The 14,028-nt window shown below is 62.9% G+C and carries 14 protein-coding genes; 9 read left to right on the top strand and 5 right to left on the bottom strand.

Features of this window, described 5'->3' with window-relative positions; genetic code table 11:
• Positions 1-364: 364 nt before the first annotated feature.
• Positions 365-1,858 carry a CoA-acylating methylmalonate-semialdehyde dehydrogenase gene (locus ABE528_RS21850; RefSeq protein WP_346654040.1) on the bottom strand — a complete coding sequence of 498 codons (1,494 nt, stop codon included), beginning with the start codon at positions 1,856-1,858 and terminating at the stop codon, positions 365-367.
• Between the two features lie 72 nt (positions 1,859-1,930).
• A complete protein-coding gene (locus ABE528_RS21845; protein WP_152958299.1) occupies positions 1,931-3,277 on the bottom strand; it encodes an aspartate aminotransferase family protein in 1,347 nt (448 codons plus the stop codon).
• A 118-nt stretch (positions 3,278-3,395) separates the two neighbouring features.
• Between ABE528_RS21845 and ABE528_RS21840 the strand changes: the two genes are divergently transcribed.
• The 5 genes from ABE528_RS21840 to ABE528_RS21820 all read left to right on the top strand — a co-directional run bounded on the left by ABE528_RS21840 (position 3,396) and on the right by ABE528_RS21820 (position 7,750).
• Entirely contained in the window at positions 3,396-4,313 is a 918-nt protein-coding gene (locus tag ABE528_RS21840; protein ID WP_054886800.1) for a LysR family transcriptional regulator, read from the top strand.
• A gap of 90 nt (positions 4,314-4,403) precedes the next feature.
• Positions 4,404-5,066 (top strand): TetR/AcrR family transcriptional regulator, encoded by a 663-nt coding sequence (locus tag ABE528_RS21835; protein ID WP_152958300.1) that lies wholly within the window; start codon positions 4,404-4,406, stop codon positions 5,064-5,066.
• A 9-nt stretch (positions 5,067-5,075) separates the two neighbouring features.
• Positions 5,076-5,660, top strand: a complete 585-nt coding sequence (locus tag ABE528_RS21830) for a YigZ family protein (RefSeq protein ID WP_346654039.1) — start codon at positions 5,076-5,078, stop codon at positions 5,658-5,660.
• A 371-nt stretch (positions 5,661-6,031) separates the two neighbouring features.
• A complete protein-coding gene (locus ABE528_RS21825; protein WP_152958302.1) occupies positions 6,032-6,718 on the top strand; it encodes an SDR family oxidoreductase in 687 nt (228 codons plus the stop codon).
• An 84-nt stretch (positions 6,719-6,802) separates the two neighbouring features.
• Complete coding sequence (locus tag ABE528_RS21820; RefSeq protein ID WP_027920845.1) at positions 6,803-7,750, top strand: adenosine deaminase; 948 nt, start codon at positions 6,803-6,805, stop codon at positions 7,748-7,750.
• Between the two features lie 5 nt (positions 7,751-7,755).
• Here the strand turns inward: ABE528_RS21820 and ABE528_RS21815 are convergent, their stop codons facing one another.
• The gene (locus ABE528_RS21815) at positions 7,756-8,457 is read right to left on the bottom strand and encodes a helix-turn-helix transcriptional regulator (RefSeq protein ID WP_152958304.1); all 702 of its coding nucleotides are present in this window, start codon (positions 8,455-8,457) and stop codon (positions 7,756-7,758) included.
• Positions 8,458-8,909: 452 nt separating this feature from the next.
• On the opposite strand from ABE528_RS21815, the gene ABE528_RS21810 reads away from it, so the two are divergent.
• Positions 8,910-9,107 carry a hypothetical protein gene (locus ABE528_RS21810; RefSeq protein ID WP_256669403.1) on the top strand — a complete coding sequence of 66 codons (198 nt, stop codon included), beginning with the start codon at positions 8,910-8,912 and terminating at the stop codon, positions 9,105-9,107.
• Here ABE528_RS21810 and ABE528_RS21805 read toward each other — a convergent pair.
• Entirely contained in the window at positions 9,058-10,239 is a 1,182-nt protein-coding gene (locus ABE528_RS21805; protein WP_152958305.1) for a multidrug effflux MFS transporter, read from the bottom strand. The genes ABE528_RS21810 and ABE528_RS21805 overlap by 50 nt on opposite strands.
• A gap of 106 nt (positions 10,240-10,345) precedes the next feature.
• A complete protein-coding gene (locus tag ABE528_RS21800; RefSeq protein ID WP_159412249.1) occupies positions 10,346-10,543 on the bottom strand; it encodes a cation transporter in 198 nt (65 codons plus the stop codon).
• Positions 10,544-10,689: 146 nt separating this feature from the next.
• Between ABE528_RS21800 and ABE528_RS21795 the strand changes: the two genes are divergently transcribed.
• From ABE528_RS21795 to cueR, 3 genes are read left to right on the top strand one after another with little or no spacing between them, the layout of a single operon-like run.
• Positions 10,690-11,076 carry a hypothetical protein gene (locus tag ABE528_RS21795; protein ID WP_152958307.1) on the top strand — a complete coding sequence of 129 codons (387 nt, stop codon included), beginning with the start codon at positions 10,690-10,692 and terminating at the stop codon, positions 11,074-11,076.
• Between the two features lie 57 nt (positions 11,077-11,133).
• Positions 11,134-13,533 carry a heavy metal translocating P-type ATPase gene (locus tag ABE528_RS21790; RefSeq protein ID WP_152958308.1) on the top strand — a complete coding sequence of 800 codons (2,400 nt, stop codon included), beginning with the start codon at positions 11,134-11,136 and terminating at the stop codon, positions 13,531-13,533.
• On the top strand, positions 13,530-13,934 hold the full coding sequence (gene cueR, locus ABE528_RS21785) for a Cu(I)-responsive transcriptional regulator (protein WP_110633749.1): 405 nt from the start codon (positions 13,530-13,532) through the stop codon (positions 13,932-13,934). Before ABE528_RS21790 ends, cueR begins: the two co-directional genes overlap by 4 nt.
• Positions 13,935-14,028 lie beyond the last annotated feature (94 nt).

Raw genomic sequence — 14,028 nt, 5'->3', positions numbered from 1 at the left:
TTTTTTGCGAGAAACTCGTTTAGCTTCAAACACTTGACTCGCTGCGATCTCTCGTAGCGGGAGGCGAATAATACAGCGTTTAAAACCGCTGTCAACCTTCATCTCAACCGCCATCGATCATCTGATCGAAGCCCTTCCAGTTATCTCTTAACAACCTAACTCGTTGAATCTCAAGGAGTTTGTCGTTCCGATGTCGCTGGAAGTGGGGCGCATTATAAGGGGATTCGAAAGGCCGTCAACCTTTAATTTCAAGAAATTGAAATATAGGAGGAAAAGACCGCGTCAGGGCCACCAGGTGCTCGCCAGCACCACCCTAAAAACAAAGCGGGGAGGCCTACCGGCCTCCCCGCTTCTCCATCACCCCTTACAAACTAGGGAACGCAAACTGCGACGCCTCATGGCTGGCACGCTGCGGCCAACGCTGGGTGATCGCCTTGCGCCGGGTATAAAAGCGCACACCATCCGGGCCATAGGCATGCAGGTCACCGAACAGCGAACGCTTCCAGCCACCGAAGCTGTGGTAGGCAACCGGCACCGGCAGCGGTACGTTGACACCGACCATGCCCACTTCAATCTCGTCGCAGAACAGGCGCGCCGCTTCACCGTCACGAGTGAAGATGCAGGTGCCGTTGCCATATTCGTGATCGTTGATCAGCTGCATGGCCTGCTCCAGGCTGTGCACGCGCACCACGCAAAGCACCGGGCCAAAGATCTCTTCTTTATAGATGCGCATTTGCGGGGTCACGTTGTCGAACAGCGTGCCACCAACAAAGTAGCCATCTTCATTACCCGCCACACGCAAGCCACGGCCATCCACCACCAGCTTGGCGCCAGCGGCAACGCCGTCGTCGATGTAACCGACAACCTTGTCACGCGCAGCAGCAGTCACCAGTGGGCCCATGTCCAGGCCGCAGGAAGTGCCGGCACCAATCTTCAGCGCCTTGATCTGCGGCTCCAGCTTGGCGATCAGTGCATCGGCAACCTGGTCACCCACGCACACCGCCACCGAGATGGCCATGCAACGCTCGCCGCACGAACCGTAGGCAGCACCCATCAGCGCGCTGACCGCGTTGTCCAGGTCGGCATCAGGCATCAGCACCGCGTGGTTCTTCGCACCACCCAGGGCCTGTACGCGCTTGCCGCGCTTGGTGCCTTCGGCATAGATATATTCGGCAATCGGTGTCGAACCGACGAAGCTCAGTGCTTTCACTTCCGGCGCTTCGATCAGTGCATCCACCGCTTCCTTGTCACCATGCACCACGTTGAGGATGCCCTTCGGCAGGCCAGCCTCCAGCAGCAGCTGAGCGATGAACAGGGTCGAGCTCGGGTCACGCTCGGACGGTTTGAGGATGAAGGCGTTACCGCAGGCAATGGCCAGCGGGTACATCCACAGCGGCACCATGGCCGGGAAGTTGAACGGGGTGATGCCAGCGACCACACCCAGCGGCTGGAAGTCGGACCAGGCGTCGATGTTCGGGCCGACGTTGCGGCTGTACTCGCCTTTCAGCACTTCCGGCGCGGCACAGGCGAACTCGACGTTCTCGATGCCACGCTTCAGTTCACCTGCAGCGTCTTCCAGGGTCTTGCCGTGCTCTTCGCTGATCATCTGCGAGATGCGGGCTTCGTTCTGCTCCAGCAGCTGCTTGAAGCGGAACATCACCTGGGCACGCTTGGCCGGTGGGGTGTTGCGCCAGGCCGGGAAGGCAGCCTTGGCCGAGTCAATGGCTTCCTGCACGGTCGCACGGCTGGCCAGCTCGACCTTGCGTACCGCCTGGCCGGTGGAGGGGTTGAAGACATCGGCGGTGCGCTCACCCTTGGTAACCAGTTCGCCGTGGATCAGGTGCTGAACAATGCTCATGCAAAACTCCAGATAAAGAAGGTTGAGGCAGGCGCGTGATGGGTCACGCGCCCTACGTCAAAAGCGGAAAGATCAGTCGATCTGGTTCAGGGCTTCGCCGACCGCGTCGAACAGGCGGTCCAGTTCCTGCGGCTGGGTATTGAAGGTTGGGCCGAACTGCAAGGTGTCGCCACCGAAACGCACATAGAAGCCGGCTTGCCACAGCTTCATGGCCGCTTCGTAAGGACGCACGATCGCATCACCATCGCGGGCAGCGATCTGGATCGCGCCGGCCAGGCCGTAGTTACGGATGTCGACGATGTTCTTGGTGCCCTTCACGCCATGCAGCAGCTTCTCGAAGTGCGGTGCCAGTTCGGCAGCCGACTGCACCAGGCTCTCCTTCTGCAGCAGGTCGAGCGCGGCGAGACCGGCGGCGCAGGCTACCGGGTGAGCCGAGTAGGTGTAGCCGTGGGGGAATTCCACCGCATATTCCGGGGTCGGCTGGTTCATGAAGGTCTGGTAGATCTCGCTGGTGGCGATGACCGCCCCCATCGGGATGGCACCGTTGGTGACCTGCTTGGCGATGCACATCAGGTCAGGGGTGACACCAAAGGCCTCGGAACCGGTCATGGCGCCCATGCGGCCAAAGCCGGTGATCACTTCGTCGAAGATCAGCAGGATATTGTGCTGGGTGCAGATTTCACGCAGGCGCTTCAGGTACCCCTTCGGCGGCGGCAACACGCCGGCGGAACCCGCCAGCGGCTCGACGATCACCGCGGCGATGTTCGAGGCATCGTGCAGTTCGATCAGCTTGAGCATTTCATCTGCCAGGGCAATACCGCCCTCTTCCGGCATGCCTTTGGAGAAGGCGTTAACTGGCAGCACGGTGTGAGGCAGGTGGTCGACGTCCAGCAACTGGCCGAACATCTTGCGGTTGCCGTTGACGCCACCCAGGCTGGTGCCGGCAATGTTCACCCCGTGGTAACCACGGGCACGGCCAATGATCTTGGTCTTGGTGGCCTGGCCTTTCAGGCGCCAGTAGGCACGCACCATCTTCAGCGCGGTGTCGCAGCACTCGGAGCCAGAGTTGGTATAGAAGACGTGATTGAGGTCGCCCGGGGTCAGCTCGGTAATCTTCTCGGCAAGCTGGAACGACAGCGGGTGGCCGAACTGGAACGCCGGGGAGTAATCCAGGGTACCGAGCTGGCGCGCGACCGCTTCGGTGATTTCCTTGCGGGTATGCCCGGCGCCACAGGTCCACAGGCCAGACAGGGCGTCGAAGATCTTGCGCCCCTTGTCATCGACCAGGTAGTTGCCTTCTGCCGCCACGATCAGGCGCGGGTCGCGCTGGAAGTTACGGTTGGCGGTGTAGGGCATCCAGTGGGCGTCCAGCTTCAGCTGGCTGGCGATACCGGTGGCAGCGGTTTCGGGCATGTTCATCGGCAGTTCCTCGGAAGACGATTAGGCAACGATGGATGTTGTTGCAGCTAAATTCGCACGCGGATAAAGTCTGAAAAAGCCTACATTTCTAATCTTCAGGTAGCGCAAGACTAAACTTATGAGCCGACGCCCCGACCCTCTCGCGCAAGTCAGTGATTTCGACATTCGCCTGCTGAAAATCTACCGAAGCGTGGTTGAATGCGGCGGCTTCTCGGCGGCCGAGAACGTGCTGGGGATCGGCCGCTCGGCCATCAGCCAGCAGATGAACGACCTCGAACAACGCCTGGGCTTGCGCCTGTGCCAGCGTGGTCGTGCCGGTTTCTCGCTGACCGAGGAAGGCCGCGAGGTCTATCACTCGGCGCTGCAGTTGCTCAGTGCGCTGGAGACCTTCCGTACCGAAGTCAACGGCCTGCACCAGCACTTGCGCGGCGAGCTCAACATCGGCCTGACCGACAACCTGGTCACCCTGCCGCACATGCGCATTACCCATGCGTTGGCCGAGCTCAAGGACCGCGGCCCGGATGTGCGCATCCAGATCCGCATGATCGCCCCCAGCCAGGTCGAGCAAGGGGTACTGGACGGCAGCCTGCACGTCGGCGTGGTCCCCCAGACCAGCCCTCTGTCCGGCCTGGAATACCAACCGCTGTACAGCGAACGGTCACAGCTCTATTGCGCGGTTGGCCACCCCTTGTTCTACGCCGACAACCAGCAGATCGACGATGACCGCCTCAACAGCCAGGAAGCGATCGCGCCGACCTTCCGCCTGCCCGCGGAAATCCAGGCGCACTACCAGGCGCTCAACTGCACCGCCAGTGCCTCGGACCGCGAAGGCATGGCGTTCCTGATCCTCACCGGCCGCTATATCGGCTACCTGCCCGACCACTACGCCACCTTCTGGGTCCAGCAAGGTCGCCTGCGTGCACTCAAGCCTGCGCAACGCTTCTATGACCTGAGCCTGAGCTGGGTCACGCGCAAAGGGCGGCGGCCGAACCTGGTGCTGGAAAGCTTCCTGGAAAGCCTGGCTGCGACACGTTGATGCCAGCTTCTGACGCTAAGGCTTGTCACGCCAGCACAGGCAGGTAATCTTGTCCGACATTCGTTGCCACAGACCTGTCCGGAATCGTCCATGACCCTAGAAGTCCCTGCGCATCGCCTCGCCGCCTCGGGCAAGCCCGCCGGCCGCATCCGCCAGAAGAACGAACAGGCCATCATCCAGGCCGCCGAAGACGAATTCGCCCGCCATGGGTTCAAAGGCACCAGCATGAACACCATCGCGCTGAAAGCCGGCTTGCCCAAGGCCAACCTGCATTACTACTTCACCAACAAGCTTGGCCTGTACATTGCCGTGCTAAGCAACATCATCGAGCTGTGGGACAGCACCTTCAACGCCCTGAGCGTCGAGGACGACCCGGGCGAGGCGCTGAGCCACTATATCCGCACCAAGATGGAGTTCTCCCGGCGCAACCCGCAGGCCTCGCGCATCTTCGCGATGGAAGTGATCAGCGGCGGCACCTGCCTGACCGAATACTTCAGCGCCGACTACCGCGAATGGTTCCGCGGCCGGGCCGCCGTGTTCCAGGCCTGGATCGACGCCGGCAAGATGGACCCGGTCGACCCGGTGCACCTGATCTTCCTGCTGTGGGGCAGCACCCAGCACTATGCCGACTTCGCCACCCAGATCTGCCAGGTCACCGGCCGCAGCCGCCTGACCAAGCAAGACATGGAAGATGCCAGCAACAACCTTATCCACATCATTCTCAAGGGGTGCGGCATCACGCTGGGTGCCTGACGTTCATCTATGCCTTCTACCCTGCTCGACCTCTGCGAATTTCGCGAGGAAATCCGCAAGAGCCGCTTCATCACCCTCGCCGGCCCGATCAACAGTGCCGCCGAGGCGATGAGCTTCATCGAACGCCACAGCGACCTGGCCGCCACCCACAACTGCTGGGCGTGGAAGATCGGCGGGCAATACCGCAGCAATGACGATGGCGAGCCAGGTGGTACCGCCGGGCGGCCGATCCTGGCGGCCATCGAAGCACAGGACTGCGACCAGGTGGTGGTGCTGGTGATTCGCTGGTACGGCGGCATCCAGCTGGGCACCGGCGGGCTGGCACGCGCCTACGGCGGTGGCGCCAACAAGTGCCTGCAACAGGCGCCCAAACGGCTGCTGATCCAGCGCAGCGAATACACCTGCAGTTGCACCTTCAGCGAACTGGCCCTGGTGAAACTGCGCCTGGCCGACGTGGATGGCCTGGTGCTGGATGAACAATTCACCGCCAACGGCGTCGACCTGCAGATTGCCGTGGGCGCAGCTTACGTTCCGGCCCTGCAACAGCAACTGGCCGACCTGAGCCGCGGCCGAATCATCCTCGAAGCACGCTGAAGTTTGCCCACAACAACTGTGGGCTGGCCTGTGGATAAGCTTGGGGCACTCCGTTGCAGCCCAAGTACCGCAGGGCCTGCAGAGCATTGAGCATATTTTGATCACTGTTTGATGACAGCCGCAAGCAACTGAACCTTTGAGACTTATCCCCAATGTGTCAGGGCTGTTGCAAAACGAACGACGCCCTGCTTGCACACATTTACTGTGGATCAGCCTGTGGATAACCCGTTAGCCAACAAGCCAAGCGCCCGCCCGCTCACGGCCTGACGAGCCTGTACATTTTTTAACCAGCCGCGAAGTATCCGAGGCGCGCTCGCCAACTCTGCACTATGCTCAATTCCTTTTTCCCACACCGATAAAGGAATGTTCCTATGGCATCTTCTAGAACTGCCCTCATCATCGGCGCTTCCCGCGGGCTAGGCCTTGGTCTGGTGCAACGTCTGCACGAGGACGGCTGGAACATCACGGCCACCGTGCGTAACCCTCAGCAGCCCGGCGCCCTCGCCGATGTACCGGGTGTCCGCATCGAACAACTGGAAATGAACGACACCGCCCAACTCGACGGGCTCAAACAGCGCCTGCAGGGGGAGGTTTTCGACCTGGTGTTCGTCAACGCCGGCGTCATGGGCCCCTTGCCGCAAGACCTGGAAATCGTGCAAACCCAGGCCATCGGTGAGCTGTTCATGACCAACGCCGTGGCGCCGATCCGCGTCGCCCGCCGCCTGGCCGGCCAGGTACGTGAAGGCAGCGGCGTGCTGGCGTTCATGAGCTCGATCCTTGGCAGCGTGACCATCCCCGACGGTGGCGAGGTCTGCCTGTACAAGGCCAGCAAGGCCGCGCTCAATTCGATGATCAACAGCTTCGTGGTCGAGCTGCAACGCCCCGACCTGTGCGTGCTGGCCATGCACCCGGGCTGGGTGAAGACCGACATGGGTGGCGAAAACGCCGAAATCGACGTGCTCACCAGCACCCGTGGCATGCTCGAACAGATCAAGGCGCAAAGCGGCCACGGTGGCCTGCGCTTCATCAACTACAAGGGCGAGTCGCTCACCTGGTGAGGTGAATACCGACCGGCCGGGCGCAATGCCCGGCCAGGCCCTGTAGAATGGCGGCAACCGTACCTGATTCGAGACATTCCCCCTATGTATGACTGGCTGAATGCCCTGCCCAAGGCAGAACTGCACCTGCACCTTGAAGGCTCGCTGGAACCCGAACTGCTGTTCGCCCTGGCCGAGCGCAACAAGATCGCCCTGCCGTGGAACGACGTGGAAACCCTGCGCAGCGCCTACGCCTTCAACAACCTGCAGGAATTCCTCGACCTGTATTACCAGGGCGCGGACGTGCTGCGCACCGAGCAGGACTTCTACGACCTGACCTGGGCCTACCTGCAACGCTGCAAGGCGCAGAATGTCATCCACACCGAACCCTTCTTCGATCCGCAGACTCACACCGACCGCGGCATCCCGTTCGAAGTCGTGCTCAATGGCATCAACCAGGCTCTGAAGGACGGTCGCGAGCAACTGGGTATCAGCAGTGGCCTGATCCTCAGCTTCCTGCGCCACCTCAGCGAAGACGAAGCGCAAAAGACCCTCGACCAGGCCCTGCCCTTCCGCGACGCGTTCATCGCCGTCGGCCTGGACAGCTCGGAAATGGGTCACCCGCCCAGCAAGTTCCAGCGTGTGTTCGACCGTGCCCGCAGCGAAGGCTTCGTAGCCGTAGCCCACGCCGGTGAGGAAGGCCCACCCGAGTACATCTGGGAGGCCCTCGACCTGCTGAAGATCAAGCGCATCGACCACGGCGTACGCGCGATCGAAGACGAACGCCTGATGCAGCGCATCATCGACGAACAGATCCCACTGACTGTCTGCCCGTTGTCGAACACCAAGCTCTGCGTGTTCGACCACATGAGCCAGCACAACATCCTCGACATGCTCGAGCGTGGCGTTAAGGTGACGGTGAACTCGGACGACCCGGCCTACTTCGGCGGTTACGTCACCGAGAACTTCCATGCCCTGCACACCCACCTGGGCATGACCGAAGACCAGGCCCGCCGCCTGGCGCAAAACAGCCTGGATGCTCGCCTGGTCTGAAGCCGTCAACCGACCTGCAAGGTGCTCACGCGGGCTATACAGTTGATCTGCTGCACACCCTCGGCAGAAATCTGCAGTACCCGCGTGCCCTCAGGCTCGCGTATCCAGCCAGACTGCAAAAACAGTTTGAGCAATGCCTGACCAAGGCTGCCGCCCAGGTGTGGCCCTTGGTCGCTCCATTCATTGCAATGGCAGATCACACAGTGCCGCCGCGACGCCAGCGCGTCGATGTAGACGCCAATGGCCGCCAGCTGCGTTCGCCCCTCCTCACTGACCATCAGTTCCCGCTCGCTGCCCTCCAGCCAGCCCGCCACCACCAGCCGGTGATACAGCTCACCCGCCAGCTCGCCGCCCAGGTGTTCGCCACAGCGACGTGCCCTGCGCATCGACATCGGCAGCTGCAGCACCTCCGTACGCGGCCCCCTTTCCGACGCCAGCTGGACGCTGGCCAGCGCTTCGACAGCAACGCCCACCTGAGGTGTCGCGAGCCTGAAGTAGCGCTTGCGCCCGCGAGCCTCAAGCCTGAGCAGGCCGGCCGAAGACAGCAACGAAAGGTGGGCACAGGCCGACGACGCGGTCAGGCCGGCCATCATTGCCAGTTCATCGGTCGGCCGTGGTGTGCCATCGATTAGCGCCCACAACATCGCGCTACGCTTGGGGTCGGCCATCAGGCCGGCAATCTGACTGATACTGCTGACTGCATTCATGTCCCTGTATCTCCCCGCATGATCACGTCTGGTTTCCAGAGGCCAGCCTTGGCTACGCTGATCGCCTCTCAAGCAAACTGCCAAGGGCCAGTATAAGCCGCACCCGTGCCCCTTCCGGCAGTCCTGCATTTGCTCGGACAGGCGCATTCGGCGTTGGGTGGGGCAACCCTCACGCAAGTCAAAGTCGCCACAACGTGGTGCAGAAAGGAAAATACAGGGCATGAGGAAGGATGGCCCAGAGTGTGCAGCGACTCTGCTGACAGCGCGCTTCCTTAAGTAGCGCAAATCAAAGCGAAGCTTCCACAACAATCCAGGCATGTGCCTTGGAATCGTCTGACAGGCCACTGGGAACGGTGCCCAGACCGCCAGTCAGGACACATACCCAAGTCATGGCGCCCGGTGACTGCAGCGCTACACTTGACCCGCTCCCCCCCAATCGGAGGTATGCCGCAATGAAGATTGTCGTCAGTGCGTCGAACCGCAACCCCAACTGCCCTTGGCAAGTGAGGCTCGACCAGCATGTGGTGAGTTTCCGCAGCGAGGCAGAAGCACGTGCCTTCGTCGCCACCCTGGAAACCCGCCTGCGGGCACCTCACCCGCTTATGCTGGACGCGTGGCCTGTAAATGCCGGGTCAACAGCGCGACACTGACCACCAGCGCTCCGCACAGGCTGATCACCAAGGTCATGGGCACCGCACTGCCGTCATGCAGCACGCCGACCAGCGACGCCGCACCGGCTGCGACGCTGAACTGCAGGCAGCCCATCAGCGCCGACGCGCTGCCTGCTCGCGCGCCCTGGCCACTCATGGCGCAGGCCGACGCGTTGGGGATGATGCAACCCAAGCTGGCAATGCAGACGAACAGCGGCACCAGCAATGGCCACAACTGCGCCGGGCGCAGAGCTGCCACGCCCAGCAGTACCAGCCCTGCTGCCAGGTAGAGCCAGACCGCCCGTACCAACAGGAATGCCGGCCCTCGCTTGGCCAGCAAGCGCGCGTTGACCTGGGCTACCAGTATGAAGCCGGCTGCGTTGCTACCGAACAGCCAGCCATAGTGCTCCGCGGGTACGCCATAGAGCTTGATGAATACGAAAGGCGAACCGGCGATGTAGGCAAACATCCCGGCAATGGCGATACCGCCAGTCAAGGCGTGGCCGATGAACACACGATCAGCCAACAACCGCAGGTACTGGCGCACTGCACCTGACAGCGGCTGGCGCGGCATGTTCGCCGGCAGGCTCTCCGGCAGGCCCAGGCTTACCGCCAGCAGGCTGGCAGCGCTGAACAGGCTCAGCGCCAGGAAAATCGACTGCCAACCGGCCACGTTCACCAGCACTCCGCCCAGCATCGGCGCAAGGATGGGTGCCAGGCCCATCACCAGCATCAACTGCGAGAACACCTTGGCCGATGCCACCGGGTCGCACTTGTCACTGACAATGGCCCGCGACAGCACCATGCCGGCACAACCGCCCAGTGCCTGGACAAAGCGCGCCACGATCAAAGTGTCGAGGTTGGGGGCGTAGGCACAGGCCAGCGAGGCCAGGGTGAACAGCGCCACACCGAACAGCAGCGGCTTGCGCCGGCCGAAGCGGTCCGCCACCGGCCCGTAGGCCAGTTGGCCGATCGACAAGCCGAGGAAGTAGGCCGCCAGGGTGGCCTGTACATGTTTTTCATCGGTGGCGAACGCCTGCGCCATAGCCGGGAAGGCGGGCAGGTAGAAGTCGATCGCCAAGGGCCCGAACGCACTCAGTGCGCCCAGAATCAGCACCATTCGCAGGTTCATCAGGAATCCATAGCAGGCTAAGCAAGCTGCTAAGTCTACCTGCAGTGGCCACCCTCAGCATGAAAACATTTGCAACAAAACAGGGCCGCATTGCGGCCCCTTCGGCTCAGGCCACTTCAGCCTGGTAGCCTTCCTCGCGAATAGCCGCCAGCACCTGCTCAGCGGCCAGCGAGCTTTGCACGCGCACTTTCTTGCCAGGCAGATCGACTTCCACCGTCGCCTGCGCATCCTGTTCCTGTACCGCGCGCGTCACTGCTTTCACGCAATGGCCACAGGTCATGCCTTGAACATTGAACACTTGCATGGGTACTGCCTCCTTCAGGGTTTGACGCAGTTTCAAGCTTGCCATCGGGGCAAGGTCAAGTTCTGCGTGCAACGGCCGGGCTGGAAATCCGCGCGGTCCTCAGCCAAGCTGCGCCTTTGACGATTTGTGCAAGCAGGAGATTCTTCATGTTCAGGACAGCAGTGGGCGTTGTCGGGCTGTTGGCCGCGCTGGCCGCCGTGCCACCGGCCAGCGCCGAGGGCAATTCGGACTACAGCGTACTGATCATTTCCCGGGAACGCCTGGAAGTGGCTACCAGCTGCGAAATCGGCGTGTACCTCAACGATCAGCTCTCCGGCCGCGTATTCCAGGAACAGTCCACGTCCTTCAACCTGCCGCCCGGCCCGGTCGACGTGCGCTTGCGCCTGCTGCCCGGGCAGATGCCCGGCTGTGCTCCAGGCATCGAGGACCAACGCAGCACGCGACTCAACCTGCAAGCGGGCCAGATCAGTAAGTACCGCATCGCCATGGGCCACAATGGCCTTGAGTTGAAGCGAGCCAGCCTGGGCTATTGACCTTCCCTGTGTGGCAAGGTTGATGCTGATGCTGAAGCCCTGCCAAGGAGGAGCGTCATGCCTGCATCTACCACATTCGACCTGCCGATCTCCGGCATGACCTGCGCCAGCTGCGCTGGCCGTGTCGAGCGCGCCCTGCGCAAAGTCAGCGGCGCTGATCAGGTCAGCGTCAACCTCGCCACCGAACAGGCCAGGGTCCAGGCCCCGGCCGACAGCCTGCCAGCCTTGGTCGAAGCCGTGCGTGGCGCCGGCTATGGCGTGCCGACCCGAACCGTGGAACTGCAGATCGGCGGCATGACCTGCGCCAGCTGCGTCGGCCGTGTCGAGCGCGCGCTTGGCAAGCTGCCTGGGGTCGAACAGGTCAGCGTCAACCTGGCCAGCGAACGTGCTCACCTTGAAGTGCTGCAGGCGCTCGACGACGCGCTGCTGATAGCCGCTGTCGAAAAAGCCGGTTACAGCGCCAGCCTGCCGCAAGCGGCCAAGGATGATCAGCAGGCTGCGCAACGGCGCCTGCGCAACGAACGCCTGGCCGTCGCTGCCGCGCTGTTGCTGGCCCTGCCCTTGGTGCTGCCGATGCTGGTGCAGCCATTCGGCCTGCACTGGATGCTGCCCGCCTGGGTGCAGTTCGCGCTGGCCACCCCGGTGCAGTTCGTGCTCGGCGCACGCTTCTACAAAGCCGCCTACAAAGCCGTGCGGGCCGGTGCCGGCAACATGGACCTGCTGGTCGCCCTGGGCACCAGTGCGGGTTATGGCCTGAGCCTGTACCAATGGGCCAAGGCCCCAGCCGGAATGGCCCCCCACCTTTACTTCGAAGCTTCGGCGGTAGTCATCGCCCTGGTACTGCTGGGCAAATACCTCGAAAGCCGGGCCAAGCGCCAGACCGCCAGCGCCATCCGCGCCCTCGAAGCGCTGCGCCCTGAGCGTGCCGTGCGCGTCATCGACGGCCGCGAAGAAGACGTGGCGATTGCCCAGCTGCGCCTCGGCGACCTGGTACTGGTCAAGCCTGGCGAACGCTTCCCGGTCGACGGCACGGTGGAAGAAGGCAGCAGCCACGCTGACGAAGCACTGATCAGCGGCGAAAGCCTGCCGGTAGCCAAACAACCCGGCGACAGCGTCACCGGGGGGGCAATCAACGGCGAAGGCCGGCTGCTGGTACGTACCCAGGCGCTGGGTACGGAAACCGTGCTGGCCCGGATCATCCGCCTGGTCGAAGACGCACAAGCGGCCAAGGCGCCGATCCAGAAGCTGGTCGATCGGGTCAGCCAGGTATTCGTGCCCGCCGTGCTGGTGCTGGCACTGCTCACCTTGATTGGCTGGTGGCTGGCCGGTGCGCCGCTGGAGACCGCGCTGATCAATGCGGTCGCCGTGCTGGTGATCGCCTGCCCCTGCGCCCTGGGCCTGGCCACGCCAGCAGCAATCATGGCCGGCACCGGTGTCGCTGCCCGCCACGGCATCCTGATCAAGGACGCCGAAGCGCTGGAGCGTGCCCATGCGGTCGATCGTGTGGTATTCGACAAGACCGGCACCCTCACCTCCGGCAGCCCGCGGGTGGTCCACAGCCAGGCACTGGACGGTAATGGCGCCAACCTGCATCGCCTAGCCGGTGCCCTGCAGCGCGGCAGCGAGCATCCGTTGGCCAAGGCGGTGCTGGATGCCTGCGCCGAGCAAGGCCTGGAGGTACCCGTCGTGACTGACAGCCAGTCACTCACCGGTCGCGGCATTGCCGGGCGCGTGGAAGGTCGCGAACTGGCGCTGGGCAACCGTCGCCTGCTCGATGAAAGCAATCTGCAACCTGGCGAGCTGGCTGCCAGCGCTCAAGCCTGGGAAGCCGAAGGCCGCACGCTGTCGTGGCTCATCGAACGTGGCACAGCGCCTCGCGTACTCGGCCTGTTCGCCTTCGGCGACAGCCTCAAACCCGGTGCCGGGCAGGCCATCGCCGCCCTGCACGCCCGCCACATCAGCAGCCACCTGCTGACCGGCGACAACCGCGGCAGCGCCAAGGTGGTGGCCGATGCCCTCGGCATCGACGACGTGTACGCCGAAGTATTGCCGGCCGACAAGGCCGCCACCGTGGCCGCCCTGAAAAAGAGCGGCGTGGTAGCGATGGTCGGCGACGGCATCAACGATGCCCCGGCCCTGGCCGCTGCCGACATCGGCATCGCCATGGGCGGTGGCACCGACGTGGCCATGCAGGCTGCCGGCATCACCCTGATGCGCGGCGACCCGCGCCTGGTGCCCGCCGCGCTGGAAATCAGCCGCAAGACTTATGCGAAAATCCGCCAGAACCTGTTCTGGGCCTTCATCTATAACCTGATCGGCATTCCCCTGGCCGCGCTGGGCTATCTCAACCCGGTACTGGCCGGCGCCGCCATGGCGCTGTCCAGCGTCAGCGTGGTCAGCAATGCCTTGTGGCTGAAGACCTGGAAACCCACCAACACCTCGCAGGAGGCCCGATGAACATTGGCCAGGCCGCCCGCCGCAGCGGGCTCAGCACCAAGATGATCCGCTATTACGAATCCATCGGCCTGCTCAAGCCGGCCACCCGCAGCGACAGCGGCTACCGCTTGTACCAGGCCGAGGACTTGCACAGCCTGGCCTTCATCAAGCGCTCCCGTGACCTCGGGTTTTCCCTGGAAGAAGTGGGCAAGCTGCTGACCCTGTGGCAGGACCGCGGGCGTGCCAGCGCCGACGTCAAGGCGCTGGCCATGCAGCATATCGATGAGCTGAATCGGCGTATCGAGGAGCTGGTGAGCTTGCGTGACACCCTGGGTGATCTGGTTGCCCACTGCCAGGGGGATGACCGCCCGGACTGCCCGATTCTGAAAGACCTGGCCAATGGCGCAGGATGCTGCCATTGAAAGCCTGCGGCGTGCTGACATCAGTACGCCGCAAACTTTTGGTATGCCATATTAGCCCAATGCCGACCGAATAGTCGCCAAATGCGACTTTGCC

Source organism: Pseudomonas sp. TWI628, from assembly GCF_039673865.1.
In the GTDB taxonomy this organism is placed as follows: Bacteria; Pseudomonadota; Gammaproteobacteria; order Pseudomonadales; family Pseudomonadaceae; genus Aquipseudomonas.
This window is presented reverse-complemented; position numbering and strand designations above follow the sequence as displayed.